Origin of the sequence: Gemmatimonas aurantiaca (assembly GCF_037190085.1) — a bacterium.
In the GTDB taxonomy this organism is placed as follows: Bacteria; Gemmatimonadota; Gemmatimonadetes; order Gemmatimonadales; family Gemmatimonadaceae; genus Gemmatimonas; species Gemmatimonas aurantiaca_A.
On record NZ_JBBCJO010000011.1, the window covers coordinates 1 to 17,788 of the forward strand.

Annotated in this window: 16 protein-coding genes; 11 read left to right on the plus strand and 5 right to left on the minus strand. The window is 65.6% G+C overall.

Going from position 1 to position 17,788, the window contains the following annotated elements; translation table 11 throughout:
- The 3 genes from WG208_RS13415 to WG208_RS13425 all read left to right on the plus strand — a co-directional run.
- Positions 1–1,525: hypothetical protein (locus tag WG208_RS13415; protein WP_337171880.1), on the plus strand; the 1,525-nt coding region annotated here is incomplete at its 5' end.
- 267 nt (positions 1,526–1,792) lie between these two features.
- Positions 1,793–2,575: a sigma factor-like helix-turn-helix DNA-binding protein gene (locus WG208_RS13420; protein WP_337171881.1), complete on the plus strand. Its 783-nt coding sequence runs from the start codon at positions 1,793–1,795 to the stop codon at positions 2,573–2,575.
- Between the two features lie 139 nt (positions 2,576–2,714).
- Entirely contained in the window at positions 2,715–3,539 is an 825-nt protein-coding gene (locus tag WG208_RS13425) for a hypothetical protein (RefSeq protein ID WP_337171882.1), read from the plus strand.
- Between the two features lie 6 nt (positions 3,540–3,545).
- On the opposite strand, the gene WG208_RS13430 is transcribed toward WG208_RS13425, so the two are convergent.
- From WG208_RS13430 to WG208_RS13445, 4 genes are all read right to left on the minus strand, one after another.
- On the minus strand, positions 3,546–4,346 hold the full coding sequence (locus tag WG208_RS13430; protein ID WP_337171883.1) for a hypothetical protein: 801 nt from the start codon (positions 4,344–4,346) through the stop codon (positions 3,546–3,548).
- Position 4,347: 1 nt separating this feature from the next.
- Entirely contained in the window at positions 4,348–7,446 is a 3,099-nt protein-coding gene (locus WG208_RS13435) for a CHAT domain-containing protein (RefSeq protein ID WP_337171884.1), read from the minus strand.
- 130 nt (positions 7,447–7,576) lie between these two features.
- Complete coding sequence (locus WG208_RS13440; RefSeq protein ID WP_337171885.1) at positions 7,577–8,491, minus strand: hypothetical protein; 915 nt, start codon at positions 8,489–8,491, stop codon at positions 7,577–7,579.
- 80 nt (positions 8,492–8,571) lie between these two features.
- Positions 8,572–9,534, minus strand: coding sequence for a hypothetical protein (locus tag WG208_RS13445; RefSeq protein WP_337171886.1), 963 nt, complete (start codon positions 9,532–9,534; stop codon positions 8,572–8,574).
- Positions 9,535–9,666: 132 nt separating this feature from the next.
- On the opposite strand from WG208_RS13445, the gene WG208_RS13450 reads away from it, so the two are divergent.
- The 5 genes from WG208_RS13450 (at position 9,667) to WG208_RS13470 (ending at position 13,502) form a co-directional block, all read left to right on the plus strand.
- Entirely contained in the window at positions 9,667–9,876 is a 210-nt protein-coding gene (locus tag WG208_RS13450; RefSeq protein ID WP_337171887.1) for a DUF1289 domain-containing protein, read from the plus strand.
- A gap of 123 nt (positions 9,877–9,999) precedes the next feature.
- Positions 10,000–11,259 carry a serpin family protein gene (locus tag WG208_RS13455; protein ID WP_337171888.1) on the plus strand — a complete coding sequence of 420 codons (1,260 nt, stop codon included), beginning with the start codon at positions 10,000–10,002 and terminating at the stop codon, positions 11,257–11,259.
- Between the two features lie 284 nt (positions 11,260–11,543).
- Entirely contained in the window at positions 11,544–11,702 is a 159-nt protein-coding gene (locus tag WG208_RS13460) for a hypothetical protein (RefSeq protein ID WP_337171889.1), read from the plus strand.
- A gap of 164 nt (positions 11,703–11,866) precedes the next feature.
- Positions 11,867–13,159, plus strand: coding sequence for a metal-dependent hydrolase (locus WG208_RS13465; protein ID WP_337171890.1), 1,293 nt, complete (start codon positions 11,867–11,869; stop codon positions 13,157–13,159).
- Positions 13,160–13,178: 19 nt separating this feature from the next.
- The gene (locus WG208_RS13470) at positions 13,179–13,502 is read left to right on the plus strand and encodes a putative quinol monooxygenase (RefSeq protein ID WP_337171891.1); all 324 of its coding nucleotides are present in this window, start codon (positions 13,179–13,181) and stop codon (positions 13,500–13,502) included.
- 97 nt (positions 13,503–13,599) lie between these two features.
- Here the strand turns inward: WG208_RS13470 and WG208_RS13475 are convergent, their stop codons facing one another.
- Positions 13,600–15,222 carry a serine hydrolase domain-containing protein gene (locus WG208_RS13475; protein ID WP_337171892.1) on the minus strand — a complete coding sequence of 541 codons (1,623 nt, stop codon included), beginning with the start codon at positions 15,220–15,222 and terminating at the stop codon, positions 13,600–13,602.
- Between the two features lie 112 nt (positions 15,223–15,334).
- Between WG208_RS13475 and WG208_RS13480 the strand changes: the two genes are divergently transcribed.
- The 3 genes from WG208_RS13480 (at position 15,335) to WG208_RS13490 (ending at position 17,701) form a co-directional block, all read left to right on the plus strand.
- Positions 15,335–16,261: a methylated-DNA--[protein]-cysteine S-methyltransferase gene (locus WG208_RS13480; protein WP_337171893.1), complete on the plus strand. Its 927-nt coding sequence runs from the start codon at positions 15,335–15,337 to the stop codon at positions 16,259–16,261.
- 62 nt (positions 16,262–16,323) lie between these two features.
- Positions 16,324–16,947 (plus strand): histidine phosphatase family protein, encoded by a 624-nt coding sequence (locus tag WG208_RS13485; protein WP_337171894.1) that lies wholly within the window; start codon positions 16,324–16,326, stop codon positions 16,945–16,947.
- The gene (locus WG208_RS13490; protein WP_337171895.1) at positions 16,937–17,701 is read left to right on the plus strand and encodes a class I SAM-dependent methyltransferase; all 765 of its coding nucleotides are present in this window, start codon (positions 16,937–16,939) and stop codon (positions 17,699–17,701) included. The genes WG208_RS13485 and WG208_RS13490 overlap by 11 nt, the downstream gene beginning before the upstream one ends.
- The last annotated feature ends 87 nt before the right edge of the window (positions 17,702–17,788 follow it).

The window sequence follows — 17,788 nt, forward strand, 5'->3', positions numbered from 1 at the left end:
GCGCATGCGCGGCGTGCGCATCTTCGACATCTCGAACATCCGGGAGCCGAAGCTGGTGGCCAATGTGCAGACGTGCCGCGGCTCGCACACGCACACGGTGCTCGAGGACCCGAAGGACAAGCAGAACGTCTACATCTACGTGTCCGGTTCGTCGGGCATCCGCTCCGCGGACGAGCTGGCCGGCTGCGCGGGTGATGCGGCGAGCAACGATCCGAACTCGTCGCGCCTGCGCATCGAGATCATCAAGGTGCCGTTGGCCGATCCGAGCAAGGCGGCCGTGGTGGGCCGGGCGAACATCTTCGCCGGTCTCTCGGACAACCCGCGTCACGGTCTCTCCGACGCCGACAAGGAAGCGGCGGCCAAGCAGCTCGCCGACGCGCGCGCGCGTGGTGGCTTCGTCGCGAAGAACCCGCAGTCGGGGCTCGATCAGGTCGTACCGCCGCAGATCGTGCGTCCGCTGCTCGACAGCCTGGCCAAGGTGCGTGGGGCGTCCACGCCCAACGCCGCCGACTCGGCCGCGGCCCGTCCGCTCGTGCAGAACGCGCTCAACCGCATGTTCGCGAATGCCGCGGGTCCCAACGCCAGCAATGGCGCGATCAGCGAGCGCTCGCAGTGCCACGACATCACGGTGTATCCGTCGCTCGGTCTGGCCGGCGGCGCGTGTGAAGGACATGGCCTGCTGCTCGACATCAGCAACCCGGTCGCGCCGGTGCGTCTCGACGCCGTGGCCGACTCCAACTTCGCCTACTGGCACTCCGCCACGTTCAACAACGACGGCACGAAGATTCTCTTCTCCGACGAGTGGGGCGGTGGCAGTGCACCGAAGTGCCGCGCGGGTGACAAGCACGAGTGGGGTGCCGACGCGATTTTCAACATCGTGAACCGCAAGATGGTGTTCCAGAGCTACTACAAGATTCCCACCTACCAGACGTCGAACGAAAACTGCGTGGCGCACAACGGCTCGCTGATCCCGATCCCGGGCCGCGACGTGATGGTGCAGGCGTGGTATCAGGGCGGCATCTCGGTGTTCGACTGGACGGATGGCAAGGCGCCGAAGGAAATCGCGTCGTTCGACCGCGGTCCGGTGGACAGCACGCGTCTGGTGTCGGGTGGCTCGTGGTCGGTGTACTGGTACAACGGCAGCATCGTGAGCTCCGAGATCGCGCGTGGCATGGACGTGGTGGAGCTGGTGCCGAGCGAGCACATCTCGCAGAACGAGATCGATGCCGCGAAGACGGTGAAGTGGGACTATCTGAACGCGCAGGGGCAGCCGAAGATCGTGTGGCCGCCCAGCTTCGCGCTGGCGAAGGCGTTCACCGATCAGCTCGAGCGCAAGGGCTGCGCGGCGGGCACGGTGAGTGCGCTGCGGACGCAGATCGCGGCGGCGGAGAAGGCCAACGGCGCGGCGCGCAACGATGCGCTGGCCAAGGCGGTGAGTGATGCGGAAGGCGCGCGCAGCTGCGATGGCGCCAAGGTCGACATGCTCAAGAAGTCGCTGCAGGATCTCCGCGCGCTGGCGATGTAAGCGCGGCGTCATCGCGACAGGCAGGAAAAACGGGCGATGCTTCCTGAGGGAAGCATCGCCCGTTGTACATTCGGAACTGGAAGAGGCGACGGCGGGAGTCGTGAACCACGCACAACGACCCTCGAGGGAAAGAAACAATCAATCATTGCATCAATGGTGCGACAGGCGCGGATTGCATCCGCGACGCTCTCCCGTCTTTGATGAGACGGACGGGTGGCTCCGTTTTCCCGGCCCCTCGGGTACATTGGCCGGACGCGCGCCATAACCATGAGTCAGCTTACCGCCACCGAGAGACAGTTCCTGGAACTGTTGCCGACGATCGACCGGATCGCCGGGGCGTTGGCGCGTCATCGCCAGTTGTCCGATGCGGAGATCGACGATTTTGTGGCCCTGGTGCGGGCCCGGTTCGTGGAGACGCAATACGCCCCACTGGAGCAGCATCGGGGAGAAGCCCTGATGACCACGTATCTGCGGGTGGTCATCGGCCGGTGGCTGCAGGATCTGATCGTGGCGCGGGATGGTCGCTGGCGTCCAACGGCGGCGGCGTTGCGGCTGGGCCCGGTTGCCGTGCATCTGGAGCGCCTGGTCGATCGCGGATGCTCAGTGGATGAGGCCGTCGCGAAACTGATGACCGAAGGTGGTCACGGATACAACGCGAGCGAGCTGCGTGCGCTGTTGCACCAGCTTCCCCGCCGGCCGCCGATGCGCCCGAAGCTGGTGACCGAGGAGGATGCGCACAGCGTACCGGCCGGCGATCAGGACAATGCCGATGCTGTTCTGTCCGCGAAAGAGAGCGTTTCGGCATTTGAAATTGCCGGTCTGGCCCTCAAGGAGGCTCTCGCTGCATTGGACGAGGAAGATCGTCTCCTCGTGACCATGCGGTATCTCGATGGTCACACGCTTGCGCACATTGCGCGTGTCCTGCACCTGGAGCAGAAGCCCCTGTATCGTCGACTGGAACGCGCCATGCGGTTCCTGCGGCAACGATTGGAAGCGGGTGGAATCAGGGCGGAGGACACGACGGATTGGCTCTCGCGGGTGAATCGGTGATGCCGATGATTTTTTCGGTGAAATTTTCTGAAACGGCGGTGAGAAACATGTTTCTGCGGTCCGTCAGAAAGTGTGGAAGGCATTGGGAACATGACAGAACATGCAAGGAGCAGCGGTGAACAAGCGGGCCGATACCCGAATGCTGTCTGACGCGGAAGAGGTGGCAGCATTGATCGACGGAACATTGCCGGAGGACCGGCGCCGGGCTTTGCTGGCCCGGCTGGCGGACGATCCTCAGTGGCGTGATGTCCTGATGATGGCGTGGGAGGTCGAAGCGCCGCAGCCTCTGCACGGGTTCGCCCCGCGCGTGAGGCGATGGCGCTGGACCGTAGCGGCGGCGGCCGCGATGATCGGCGTGGTGGGCCTGTCCTATTGGACCCACATACAGATGTCGGCCGCAAAATCGCCGGTCCTGGCGCTTGCCCTGGTCGATCCGTCATTCATGGCCAACCCCTCGGGTGTTGCCGATGTCAGCCCGGCGATCACCCGCTGGACCCGTGTCCGTGCGGCGCAGCAGGTGCTGCCTACGCAGGCGTTGTCGGTACGGCTGGGGGCGCTGTCGGCGGCCGCCCTGCAGGCTTCACAGGGAAGAGACGGGGAACGTCTCGCTCTGTATCGCGAGGACATGCACGCGCTGCTGCGCCAGCTCCCCGGGAGCAGCCCATTGCTGGGCGCCCTGGACACGGCGAAGGATGCACCGGCATTGTTCGAGGTGTTGCAGAATCTGCGGGCGCTGGTGGATGGCGACGCCTTCGATGCCGGCGTCATGCTGGCGTTGTCGCACGCCCGGGTGGACATCGCTTCCGATCGCCTGACCACCTTGCTGACGCGGGATTCGGCCAACGATACCGAAGTGGCGCGGCTGCTGACCCGGCTGCACGACGCAGGGGCCATCAATGCCCCCGCGCCGAGTGCCGTTACGGTCGCAACGCTCGATTCCCTGCTGGTGCGTCTGGGACGCTGAGTGGCGTCAGGGGCCGCCCACGAAGGCGCCGGCGCACAACTTGTCTTCGAATTCGCCCACCGTTTGCACGTCATCCCCTCGAATCGTGTGATGAGGGATTGTGCGCGTCATGTAGTGCGGCACCGGTCGTGGCAGGGGAGAATCGGCGCGCTGCGTGAGCAGGTAGTTGGCGGCAAAGTCGTCGTCCGACCGGCTTTCCGTTGGACGCTGCCCCATGCGATCGGCCAGGGACAAGACCTGGATCACCAGCGTGATCGCGCCGTTCTTTGCGGCATCACCACGCAGGGTGATGGACTCCTGCTCACTGCCGTCACGCAGGGTGCGCGAAATGCTGACCACCTCACCCGTGAGCGGCGCGCTCCACGCTTCCCGATAGGTCAGCAGTAGATCCAAGTCGTCACCGCAGGCGGCGGGTCCCACCAGCGGAAATGCGCCGGGCGTCAGCATGCCGGCCGTGAGCTGCACGAGACCATTGACGGCATCCGGGCATTCCACGAAGGGGTCCTTGCGTGTCACGGGGGCGCCCTCTTCCGCACGCAGCCCCACGAGAAATGGCTGCGCCACGGTGGCCTTGGGCTGGGGGCGGGTCGCCTTGCGCAGATCCAGCTTCCAGTTGCGCAGATCCCAGTACACCGGCTTTCCATCTTCCGTATATGCACCGTCGATGTACAACGATGGATCGTGCGGTGCGATCCACTGTCCATCCGGAGACTTGGCGTGTTCCGCGACAGGGAACATCAACTCCCACCACGATCCACGATCGACCCAGACTCCAAGTCCCTGATGGAACACGGTCATGACACTCATGCTATTGCTCTCCTCGGCTCAGTATCTGAAACGCAGCCCACACGGATGGTGTGTTGCGTGTCGGGTCCGGATCATGGCGCAGGGCAAGCTGGGCCTGCCGCAATGCCGATACGGGGGATACGCCGGAGCGCAGGGCCTCGTGCAGCTTCTGCATGAGGACGACCGTGGCATCGTCATCGATCGGCCAGCCGGCCGCGATGACATTGTGAACTCCGGCGCGATGCAACACACCCGCCAAGGACTCCAATCCACTCAAAGGCGTAACACGACCCACACGGGTGTCGCAGGCGGCGAGGATCATGAGTTGCACATCGGGCAGGCGATACGTGCTCAGCGCGCTCGCCCGGAACAATGAATCCCCCGTGGTGGTGGGAATACGCAGCGCCGATTGTTCCGGAATCTCATTGTCGATGATCGCATGTCCGGCAAAGTGCACGATGTCGGCCGACTGCATGGCCTGTTGCAAGTCGGCATGCTCCGCAGTGGCCGTCGACACGACGCGCGCATACGCTCCCCAGATGGTGCGTAGTGTCGCCACTTCCTGTATAGCGCCTGGCAGGCGCGAAGCTCCCAGGCGTGGTGCGGCGTCGATGATCAGTGTGCGTGATGGATGGACCGTACGTTCCGTCAGTTGGATGGTCGCGATCCGACGGGATGGGGTAAGAACGATTTCGTAATCGTCGACGAGATAGCGGAGTGATGCCGGGAGTGATGCCACGCCTTGCTGCTTCGCATGCAGCGCGGGCCAGGGAACACGCGTGGCGATGCCCTGGACATCTAGCACGAGGCGGGGAGCCGCATCGTGCTTCGGGAGAGCCGACAATCTCCGTTGCCACGGCGCGATCAGGGCGTCGTACATGACCGACAGCGCCTCGTCGTCGGTGCGGGTGACCAATGACTGCAGTGTCCGGGTCGTGATTGGCGACAGATCGATCCGGACCGTGCCCGGCGACTCCGGAGGCCTGGTGAACAACAGCACCGAGTCCCCGATCTGTCGCACGGCCAGCCACGAAGATGCGGCCGGTGATGATGGCGACCTGGTGTAGCCCAGCGAATCGACCAGCGACAATCCACTGGCTACGGCAAGTGCCGCATTGGCCCGTTGCTGATGGAGCAGAGATCGGACCAACTGTTCCCGTGCGTTGCTCATCATCGCCACCAGCCGCGACTCGGCAAACACCGTGGCGTCACGTGTGCCACGCGCGCGATAGGCGGTCAGCACGCTGTCGAGTTCCAGTTGGGCGGCCGTGGTGTCTCCCGCGCGCAGTCGGGCCCGTCCCCGCAGTTGCCGGAGAGAAAGCAGGCGATTGGCATTGGGTTTCTGCTGCGCTACGCGTAACGCAGAATCCAGATACGACAGGACCGCCTGCATGTCCGGTTTGCTCTGCAAGAGCTCCATCTGAGCGGAAAGCTCCTGGGCAAAATCCGTTGAGGCGGCACGAATGCTGGGCGGACTTTCGGCGGCTACCCGCGCCGCATGTTCCACCGCGCTTTGCGCGAGAGCAATGGCCCTCTTACGCGCCGAGGGCAATGCGTACTCTGTGCGTGAAATGGCTTCCTGCGCCCGACGGTAGGCGTTGTCGAGGCGGGTACTCGGACGCAGTGTCCGCGCAGCGAGGAATTCGGTTTCCTCGGTCATGGCCGCGGCCGCATATGATAGGCGATTGAGCTCGACACCCCGCTGCAACTGTCCGAACGCGCCCCAGCTTCGTATGACGATCGGTTGACGAGCGGCACGACGGGCTGCCCGCAACCCGCTGAGCGCCGCGGCGTGGAGATTTCCCATCTGATTCTCCGCACCCACCCGCATGGCCGGCACCGCCACGGCACACTCTTCGTCATCGGCGGCCAGGCATTCCTGCTCGAGCGTGATGAACAGCTCGCGCGCCTGCGCCTGCTCACGCGTGACCAGCTTCACGAGTGCGTCGAGCCAGGCCACCCGACGTTTCACCCACGGGTATTCATCCGTGGCGTATCGGGGACCCTGCGTGGCCAGCACCTTCCGCGCCTCCTCGGGTGCGCTGCGTTGTGTCAGCAGCAGCGGCCCGAGATACCACGTCCATGCCGGGAACGCTTTCATGAACGCGTGCTGGCGTTTCATCCGCGCCAGCGCGGAGTCCGCCTGCGTGAACTCCGACAGATAGAAGTGCGCCCAGTACTCGCCATACGCCACGAACCCTTCGGCGAGTTCACGGCGGGCCGTGGTGTCCACGGTGGTCAGTACGACCTGCTGCACGGCGCGGGGAGAATGGTGCCGGTCGGGGTCGTGGCTGGCACGAACGATCGTGTCCAGCTCCGCGAGTGCCTTGGCCGTGCCTTCGGCGTCGTCGGCCAGCCAGGCGCGGCCCCATGCCGGCGCCACCGTGCGCCAGACGTACTCCCGGGTGAAATCGAGCCATCGAGCCCGCCGGGCGTTGTGACCGGGGCTGCGCATGATGTCGTCGTCGCCCAGATCGATCGTGGGGCGCGGGCGTCCGCTCACCTTCTCGTACCGCGCCCAGGCCGATTCCTGCGTGCGACGCAAGCCGATCCAGGTCGACGCGAGCGCACTGTTCCATGCCGCTGCCGCAGAGGTCGGTTCGATCACCAGGGCATGTTCGGCGGCATCCAGTGCTGTCAGCAGATCCATGCCATCACCATGACGCCTGTAGCGCAGCAACAACGCAGCAGATATATCAGACCAGATGTCGGAACCAGCGCGTGGGTCGCGCGAAGCCTCCTGGAGTGTGGACACCGCTCGCGCCAACACGGTGTCGTTGCTCACGCCGTACCAGAGGTCGATCAGCCCGCGGGTGTGCACGACTTCCAGGTTTGCCGGGGCGGTGTTGGCATTCTGAGGAAGTTCCGGGCCGAGGTCGACGGCCAGCGCCGTCAGGCGGCTGGTGGCGGCCGCATCGTCCCGCCGCGTGGTGCTGCCGCAGTCGGCCGCCGTCACTGTCGTGGTATCCGCAAAAACGAAGTGATCGCAGTCCCGGCCGCCGCCGGTGGACAGCGCCACGGGAATTCCCCAGGACAGACCTTCCAGTCGATGCTGGGGGGTCTTGTCCTGACAGGCGGAGAGCGCGAGCAGCGCGAGGAACAGGAGCCGGGAAAATCGCATTCCTGTGGAGTATGTCGGCCTCCACTCGAGCTCGCCACGGGAGACGGATCGGCTGCCGCCGTTTGCCAACCCGGGGCGGACCAGGGTGCGGGGTTGCCCGGTATGCGATCTCTGGCGGTTCAGGGAGGTCTCAGAAGGTCCAAGGCAGGAGCTGAACCTTCCGGGTGATCAGCACACGGGAGTGTCTCCCACCGATCACTCCGATCTTGGCGTTGCCCCAGGCGACATAGCCGCCGAATCTCGAAACCCCGTGGAACGGGGATTCCAGCGCCCCATCCTTCGCGCCGGCGGCCAACGCTCCCACGGTGATGTGTCCGGGGCGCAGAATGCCACCTTCCCGGCCGCCCCATCCCGGCTTCCAGATGTAGATGCGCAGCCCCGCTTCGGCCACGCTGATCGCGTCGCTGCGAATGCCTTTGCGCGGGAGACTGATCCAGGTCGGGACATACGCCGCGGACAATTCGAAACGGGACGGCGATTCATCGGACTGCGGGCCGAAGAACGGCAGCCACTGCGCGGCATAGTTGATGCCGACCTCCGCGAGATTGCGGGTGGGCGCATCGGGCCCATACTTGCGCTCGAACCGACGCAGTCGCTCGAGGCTTTCACTCAGCGACTGCCGGCGCCGCGCCGAGTTGAAGGCGTCGACGGGCACGAAGAGCTCACGGGCGCGCGGCGCACCCGCCGCTTCGGCCAGCGGCCGGCGTATGGACTGTTCCGCGAGCGCGGCGAGCGTGTCGATGGCTGCGGCCTCGACGGGGGTGAGCGCCAGCACACGGCGCCGTGCCACGTCGGAAAATCGCGCGCGCTCGGCGACGAGATCGGGCAGCGGCCGGGCACCGATGTCCGGGCGCGTGAGTCGGGAGAGGACATCCTGCAGTTTGGCGTGCAGCGGCGGCGCGCTCGTGCGGGCATCGAGCAGCGAGTCGGCCGCGCGCATGGCCCGCACGAGCGAGTCGATCGTCTGACGGGCAAAGCGCGCCCGCAGACTGTCCGCGTTGGGAGCGGGTTGTCCTCCCAGCGAGGCGCGCGGTGCAATTGTCATCAACCCGATGATGGCGCAGAAGACGAGGCTTCTCACGGCGCCTCTTGTTCCGCCGCTCACCACGCTTCGTGTGGCGCGGGTCATGCCAGCCACTCCCGCAGCCGGGCCGCGTGACGCTCCACGTAACCTTCCCAGCTATGGGGATTGTCGAGTCCGAACAGCGGTGGCGCATCGGGTTGACGCGCGGCGCGGAACGTGGCGAGCAACGCCGCCGGTGAGTCGATGTGCAGCAATTCCTGATCGTCGATCACGGCGGCGAACTGCCCGTCCACGTTCATGTATCCCCAGTCCGCCTTGTGTCGGAAGAAATAGCCGCCCACCGGATCGAGGGATCCCGTGATGGAGATCCATCGTTTCACGGAGGGGGTGAAACCGCCGAGCATGAGCGGTTCGCCGGGAATGGTCAACGCGTCGCCTTTCACCGAGTAGAGCCAGCGCCGGTTGGGTACGAGCGCGCCCATGCGATCGGCCACGGTGCGAATGAGCTGCACCGGTGACGCCATGAAGATGACGTTCTCGAAGACGACTCCCTCCGAACCGGGGCGCAGCGCATGGGTGCCCATCACGGCGGCGTGGTGCAGCGCTTCGTAGGTGTGGAAGCAGCCGAGGGAGTGGCAGACGATGGAGAGGCGCCGCTCGAGGGGGTCGACACCGGAGTCCTCGGCGTCGAGCAGCATGCGTTTGATCTGCGCGAGAAAGGCATCGCGCACGGCCGCACGCGCTTCGGCGATCAGCACCGGCCAGAGGACATCGCCGATGACTTCGGCCAGCGTCTCGCCGATCTCGTCGTCCTGTATGGAATCGGAGAGCGTCGTGACCGCCTGTTGCAGCAGCGTCCCGACGTCGAGTTTGTTCTTGACCCAGTCGTTGATCTGGTCGTACCAGAGCTGATAGATGACGGTGGAGTCGGCGGCGGGGCCCAATGCCGTCCGCACCCGCGTCAATAGCTCCTGGTAGTCCCCGGGTGCCGCGTTGCCGATGCCGTGTACGAGAAGAATGGCGCGATTGCTCTTCCACGACTGGCTCTGGGGACTCCACGGCATGCCACGTTCCTCGCAGGCAAAAGCAGAAATGGTCGGGTGTCACATTCCCGGCACCATCGATTGCGGGATCATAGTCGATTCGCGGTGGGTGTACAGGAGAGACGTACCGATCCGTGATGATAGATTCCCGGTATGGCAGAGCCCGTGAATTCGCCCATCGATGCGATGGAGGAGTGGCCGGTGGAGTCGCCGTGCATCAAGGTGTGCCGGCTGGATCTCGACGACCGGTGTTATGGCTGTGGCCGGACGCTGGACGATATCCGGCGGTGGTCCTCGATGACGCTGGAAGAACGACGGGCGGTGAATCGGCGGATCGGATTTCGTGGGCACAAACGTGCGTGATGTCACAATGACGGCCGTCGAATGTGCCGTCAGGTGGTCTGGCGCGGGCTCCGGCACGTGACGGCCGCGGGACAGGTGAGGTAAGGAAGGGGAAGGACATTCCCACCTCAACAGGATCCCGCCATGTCGAGATTGTCCCTGGGTGTCGCCGTCGTGGGCACGTTGCTCCTGACGGCATGCGGCGAAGGCACCGGCCCCGGTGATTCCAATACGCGTGTCGATTCCCTGACCGCGTTACCACGGACCCTGTCGGCCGTGGAGTTGGAAGGCGTCCAGGCGAACAACGGCTTCGCACTCTCGCTGCTGCGCAGCACAGTGACGCGGATCTCCGGAGACTCGGGCAGCGCAAAGAACGTGCTGCTGTCTCCCATCAGCGTTTCGTTCGCGCTCGGACTGACGATGAATGGCGCGGCCAACACGACGCTGGCGGAAATGCAGCAGACCCTGGGGTGGGGGAGTCGGAGCCGTACGGAAATCAACACCGCCTATCGTGATCTCGCGGCGCTACTGCCCAGTCTGGACAACTCGACCACCATCCGGATCGCCAACGGGGTGTGGGTCCTGAGCCCGATGCGAGCCGATACCGGTTTCGCGCGGGATGCCCAGACGTATTTTGGCGCGCCGGTACATTCGCTGCCCACGCCACGGAGCATGTACGACTCGGTCAACGCGTGGGGGAAACGGCAGACCGATGGGATGGTGCCCAGGGTGCTCGAAGATGCTCCGCCCCCGAATCTGGCCATGCTGCTGGTGAACGCGGTGCTGTTCTCCGGCACCTGGCGTGACCGGTTCGATCCGGCAAAGACCACGCCCCGTACCTTCACTCCCACGTCGGGTGCGGCGTTCTCCCATCCGATGATGCAGCGGACGGGAAACTTCCTGGCCTTCGGCAACGGGAAGGTGTCGGCGGTGGAGCTGTTGTACGGCAATGGGGCTTACAGCATGGTGCTGATCGCCCCACAGAACGAGCCGGCGAGCCAGTACGCGGCGCGCCTGGACACGGCGGAGTACGGGTCGATCCTGCGGGGGCTGCGTGCGGCCGACAATCGGAGTGACGTGATCCTGCCCCGGTTCACCGTGCGGGGGACGCTCGAGCTCAAGCCCATGCTGGAAGCCATGGGCATGCCACGCGCCTTCACTCCTACTGCGGAGTTTCCCCGCCTGATAGGCGGCGAGGGAGCGCAGTTGGAGTTCGTCCGGCACGGGGTGGCGCTGGAGGTGGATGAACGGGGGTCGCGCGCCGCGGCGGTGACGGTGGTGGGGGCGACGGTGGTCTCCATGCCGCCGGTCTACGCGTTCACGCGCCCGTTCGTGTTCTTCATCCGCGAGCGGTTGAGTGGCACCATCCTGTTTGCCGGTGTGGTGAACGACCCCCGCCAGTGACGGCATCGGATATTCCGGAACGACCGCGAGGTCCGGTTGTGACGGCCGGCCGGCTCATGAAGTAGAAGAAATGCACGAGCGGAGAAACCTGATGCGCCGGAGTGCGTAGGGAAGGCGCGGAGATCTCCGCTCGGGAGTCATCCTGAAGTCCTGCAGTCATAGATCAGTCATAGATCGAGAGAAAGAGTGCAATCATGTCGTTCAAAACCCGTTCTTCAATGCGTTCGACCGAGTATCCGGTGATGCGGCCCATGATGCGGCCCTTGCCGACATCCACACGCGAGATGGCGACGACGCGCCTTTTCGCTTCGCCGGTGCAGTTGGCGAAGCGCAATGCCCGTCGGCGCTGGCGTCAGCGGGTGCTCACCATGTCGATCGCGCTGCTTGTCGTCATTGTCGCGTCACTGGTTACCGTGCACCCACTGCATGCGGCCATCCGCTGAGTCGGTTTGTTGGATTGAGTGAATAGACGAGAGCCCGGTGCCGGATACGGCGCCGGGCTCTCGTGCTTGTTGGGCTCTTTTCCTGTACACGGAGCACTCTCCCACCCATCATACGGCCGGCCTTCCGCATTTCCTCTCGGATTTCCTCCGGACCCGTCACACTTTTGGACAACGTCACCCACGCCCTGGCCGGCATGCTCATGGCCGACGCCACCACTTCGCTGGTGGCGGCACGCAGCGGTACCACCGTTCCAGACAGATTCCGGCGTGCCGCCGTGGTGGTGGGAATCGCGGCGGCGGAACTGCCCGATCTCGATGTGTTCTACGCCGGGTCGATCCTGCGCATGGGGCCACTCGGCTACCTGCTGCACCACCGGGGGCACACCCACACCATCGTCTGGACGGTCATCGGGGCGCTGCTGCTGTGGGCCGGCGGACGCTGGTGGTTCACACGCGGCGCGGTCGACCATGACCGCCGCTGGTTCACGGCGCATGGCTCCCGGGCGCTGCTGGGGCTGGCTCTGGTGGGCGCACTCTCCCATCTGGCGCTCGATTTCACGAACAGCTACGGCGTACACCCTTTCTGGCCGTTCGATGATCGCTGGTACTACGGTGATGCCGTGTTCATCGTCGAACCCTGGTTGTGGGTGGTGGCGATTCCGGCGCTTCTCTGGCGACCACGGGCCACAGCGGGACGGGTCATCCTGACGCTGCTACTGCTCGTCATTCTGGCCGCCGCCTGGCGCCTCGGTGAAGTGGCCCGTGCGGTGGCCATGACACTCAGCATCTGTGCCGTGGTCTGGTTGTTCGTGCAGCGCGGATTGTCGAATGCCGCGCGCACGGCCAGCGGTATCGGCGCATGGCTCATGGTGACGATGCTGTTCTTCGTGGCCTCCCATGCCGCGGAAGCCCTTGTGGCGAAGGCGGTGGATCGTACGACACCGGGAGCGCTTGCCGATGTCGTGCTCACGCCCGCGGTGGGCGATCCGACCTGCTGGTCGGCGATGGCCGTGTCCACCGATGGTCTGTCCTATCGGCTGAGCACCGGGGTGATCGCGCCGTACCCGCGGGTGCGCACGGTGTCCGACTGCCAGCAGGCGTATCCCAGTGCACGATTGCAGGCCGATGCGCTGCAGGCGCTGTCCGAATCGTCACCGGTGGTCCCGTTCGATTCCAGCACATCGGTGCGATGGAACCGCACGTGGGTGAAGGCGCGATCGGAGTTCACGGGGCTCGCGAACGAACGCTGTGAAGTCATGGGCGCGCTGCGTTTCATGCGCACGCCCGTATGGACCGTCACACCCGATGGCACCCTGCAGATGTCCGATGCGCGCTACGGCGTTGGCGGTGGTTTTGCCAGCATGACGTTGCGCGGGAGTCCACTCGACTGCACACTCACCCATGCCTGGGTGCCGCCCTGGGTACCACCGCGTCGTGATATGCTGCTGGTCGACTGAATCGTCGCATTCCCGCCGCATGCGGTCATTCATCACCATTCCCGAGGAGCCACACCTGATGTATGGACTGATCGGCAGGATGCTCGCCGCCGACGGGCAGCGAGACGCCCTCATCGCGCTGCTGCTCGAAGGCACCGACGCCATGCCCGGGTGCGTGAGTTATGTGGTCGCCCGCGATCCCGCCGACCCCAACGGCATCTGGATCACCGAAGTGTGGGAGACGCAGGAATATCACCGGGCTTCACTGCAACTCCCGGCCGTCCAGGCCACCATCGCGAAAGCGCGGCCGTTGATTGCCGGATTCGCGGAACGCTTCGAAACCGAACCCGTCTCGCGGCCCTGACGATTCCGTCCACGATCTCGTCCACGATCTCGTGGGCGGTTGCATCGACGACTCCGTCAGGGACGCGAGCTTCAGGCCATACGCCGCGGTCGCGACGTTACTGACGACACACGGGCGGTGGTCCCACCTGCCGATCGGCCGGAATGCCGATCACGGTGAACTGCTGGATGCGCGCCGGTTCCGTTGGAGCCAGTGTGATGCCCACCTGAACCGCGCCACGGGCGCAGCGCAGCTTCCACACGCCCCGCAGCGCATTCTCGGCCCACATCGTGCCCTCAGGGCGGCAGTCACCGCCTGCGGCATTGACCACCCGCTCGATGGCCGCGGCACGACGGGGCGCCGATTCATCGCGGAAGAGATTCATCGCCGCCACACTGTCGGCGAGTGGCTGTTCCCAGCGCTGCACGAGACGTGTGGCCTTGGCCTGCATGTCGGCGAGAACGGGGGCCGGCTGCACCGCGCGAGGCGTGAGACCCCCGGCCGCCGCCAGCAGTTCGATCGCCTGATCGATGGGCGGACCCCATCCCGTATATGTGAGATTGCCCAGCGCGACGATGCCCACGCCCTGCTCGGGGAGCCAGCGCATCTGTGAACCGAATCCCGGCAATCCGCCGGAGTGCGCGACGATGTGATTGAAGAGACAGCTCTGCGAGATGCGCAGGCCGTAGCCATAACCGCCACTGGTCATGCTGAGCGTGTTGCTCTGCGCATTGAAGGCCGCGTTGCCGCCGCCGAAGCGCCAGACCTGCTGCATCTCGCGCAGCGATGACCGCTTGAGCACGGGAGACTCCGCACCATCGCGCGGCGGCCAGGCGCTCAGCATCAATCCCACCCAGCGACTGAGATCGGCGCTCGACGTGAGCATGCCGCCCATGGAGCCGAACGCGCCATCGGGCAGCGGCGGCTCTTCGAGCCACTGACCGTCCTGCAATCGGTATCCGTGCGCCAGTCGTGTGGCCGGCACGTCACGCGATTGCATCGTGGTGGACGTCATGCCGAGTGGGCGCAGGACCCTGTCGCGGATGTATGTGGCATAGGGCTGCCCCGAGACATTGACGACGATGCGACCCAGAATCGCGAACCCGTAGTTGGAGTACTCGTAGGCCACACCGGGCACATTCGAAAACGGGATGCCCTGACGGATCATCTGCGACAGCTCGGCGTCGGTGCGATCGAGCTGCTGATCGCCCCACGGGTTGTCCTCCGGAAACCCCGCCGAGTGGGAGAGCAGATGACGCACGGTGATGCGCGGCGCATCGCTGGTGGGGTATTTCAGGGTGCGCAACTCGGGTACGTATTTCTCGGCGGGGTCGTCGAGCGACAGCTTGCCGGCATCGCGGAGTTGCAGGATGGCCAGCGCCGTGAAGCTCTTGGTCATCGACGCGATGCGGAACACCGAACTGGTGTCCACGGGTGAACGGCTGGGGACTTCACGCAGTCCCATGGCCGCGACGTGCAGCAGCTGTCCATCGACGACGATGCCATACGCGATGCCGGGCACACGATTGCGGTCCATGAACGCCCGCATGAGGCTGTCGATCCGGGGCACCGTGCGCTGGATACGCGCCAGACGCTCCGGGTCGGCGAAGCGGGCGGGTGGGGCGACGCTGGACTGGGCCCGCAGCGAAGCCACGGTTCCGGGAAGGGGGAGAAGGGGCGCGAGCAGAAGCGTGGCGCAGATCGCGAGGCCGGACCGCGTGACGGCAGAAAATGGGTGCATCTCCTGATCTGTCACCGATGTGGGTATTGCGCAAGAATCGGAGCGCGGGGCCGGCGTGGTGCGCATTTCATTCGGGCATCACCTGCCACACATTTCCGGGAGGCCTCCCCTCATGACTCCACGTTCCCCGTCGCGCCCGACCTCACGTCCGCCCCGTCGCTCACCGGCGGATGCCACGCGCCAACCCGCCGCGCCATCGGCGGAGATCGTCACGCGGATGCGGCGCCTCGCCGAGTACATCGACGCGCATGCGGATGAAGCATTGCCACTGACGCGCCTGGCTCGCGAGGCCGCGATGAGCCCGTCCCATCTGCAGCGATCGTTCACGCAGGTGCTTGGCGTGAGCCCCAAAGCCTATCAGTCGGCGCAGCGCCTCGAGCAGTTCAAGCGGCGTCTGCGTGAAGGTGACGCGGTACTCGACGCCACGTTCGGGGCGGGTTACGGCAGCACGAGCCGGGTGTACGAACAGGTGACGGGTGGTCTGGGGATGACCCCGTCGGCGTATCGCAGCGGCGGCGCGGGTGAGGTCATCACCTATGCGGTGCGTGAGACCGCGTTCGGGCATCTGCTGATGGCCGCGACCGCACGTGGCGTCTGCCTCGTGGAATTCGGAGATGACACGTCCACGCTCATCGCGCGTCTCGCCGACGAGTTCCCGAACGCCACGCTGGAAGCGGCAGAAGACGCGGCCCGTGAACCGCTCGATGCCTGGATGCTGGCCCTCGATGCGCACATCACGCGGGACGGCCCGCGCCCCGAGTTGCCGCTGGATCTCCGGGGGACGGCGTTCCAGATCAAAGTCTGGCGCTTCCTGCTGCACGTGAAGCCGGGTGAGGTGGTGAGTTACACCGAACTGGCCGCCGGCATCGGACATCCCCGGGCCGTCAGAGCCGTGGGATCGGCGTGTGGCGCCAATCGCATTGCGGTGCTCGTCCCCTGTCATCGGGCGCTGCGTGGTGATGGGTCGCTGGGTGGATATCGGTGGGGACTGGAACGCAAACGCGCCCTGCTCGATCGCGAACGCCACGCGCGCGCGTAGATTGCGGACAGGTTGCTGTTTTCAATCCTGTCGAGGGTGTGAGGTCCATCATGCGGGGGAGCATGCGAGAGATCATGCTGATGATCGTGGGACGGATCGGCGCGAACGGCGGACGTCCGGCCATCGCGGGGCCGCGTCGCGTGCTGCTGGTGATGACGGCGCTGGTCGCCGCGCTGAGTGCACCGGCGGTGATGCAGGCGCAGCCGTCGCTGGTCATTCTCGTGCGGCATGGCGAGAAGCAGGCGGTGCCGGGCAGTGATCCATCGCTGAGCGAAGCGGGGATGGCGCGCGCCAGGGCGTTGAATGAAGCGCTGGCGCACACCACTCCCAACGCCATCGTGGTGACGCCGTACAAACGCACGCAGGAAACCGCCGGCGAGGTGACCCGCCGCACGGGTCTGACGCCGGTGGTGGTTCCCGTCGCGGGCGCGCATGTGAAGGCCGTGGCCGAGGCCGTGATGAAAGCCACGGGTGTGGTGCTGGTGGTGGGCCACAGCAACACGGTGCCCGGCATCGTCACGGCGCTGGGCGGGCCGAAGTTGTCCGATATCTGCGACGCCAGTTATGCGACGATGTTCGTCTTCACACCGGCCCGTGGCGGACAGCCCGCGCAACTCGTGACGGCGTCGTACGGCACACCCGATGCACCGGGCGCCACCACCTGCGCTCCCACCGGTGGGCAGTGATCACTTCTCGACGGTGTCGGTCGACTATGCCGCATACCGTCCGCAGTATCCGATATCGTTGTTTGCGGCGCTGGCGGGCTGTGCACCGGAACGCACGTTGGCCTGGGACTGTGGGTGTGGATCAGGGCAGGCCAGCGTGGCGCTCGCGCAGTACTTCGACATGGTGCATGCCACCGATGTGAGCGCCGCGCAGATTGCCGCGGCCACGGCGCATCCGCGGGTGCGCTACCACGTCGCCCCTGCCCAGGCCAGTGGCCTGCCCACCGGCAGTGTCTCGCTGGTGACGGTGGCACAGGCACTGCACTGGTTCGACGTGGACGCGTTCCACGAGGAAGCGCGACGGGTGCTGATGCCCCGTGGCGTGATCGCCGAATGGACGTACGCGCTGATGGAGACACCGGCGCATCCCGGCGTGGCGACCGCGGTGAATGCGCTCGACACTGCCATGCGCGACTGGTGGCCGCCCGAGCGGCGGCATGTGGACACGCGGTATGCCGATCTGCCCTTTCCGTTCGAGCGTTTCGCCATCGGCGAACACCGGATGGAGGCGCACTGGACGCTGCCCCAGTTGCTGGGTTACCTCGGCACCTGGTCTGCCATCACGCGGTACCGGGCAGCGCAGGGCGAGGACCCTCTGATCGCCTGCACGGAGGCCTTGCAACACGCCTGGCCCGCGTCGCCCACCGTGCACGTCTGCTGGCCGTTGACGGTGCGGGTGGGAAGGTGCCCCGCGGGCGTGGTACCGACAGGGTGAATGGGCATGAATGGGGCATGCCGGCAGGATGATTCCACCAGTCTCGGATATCCCCGGAAGAATCCGGTATGGCAACTTCATGGTAAC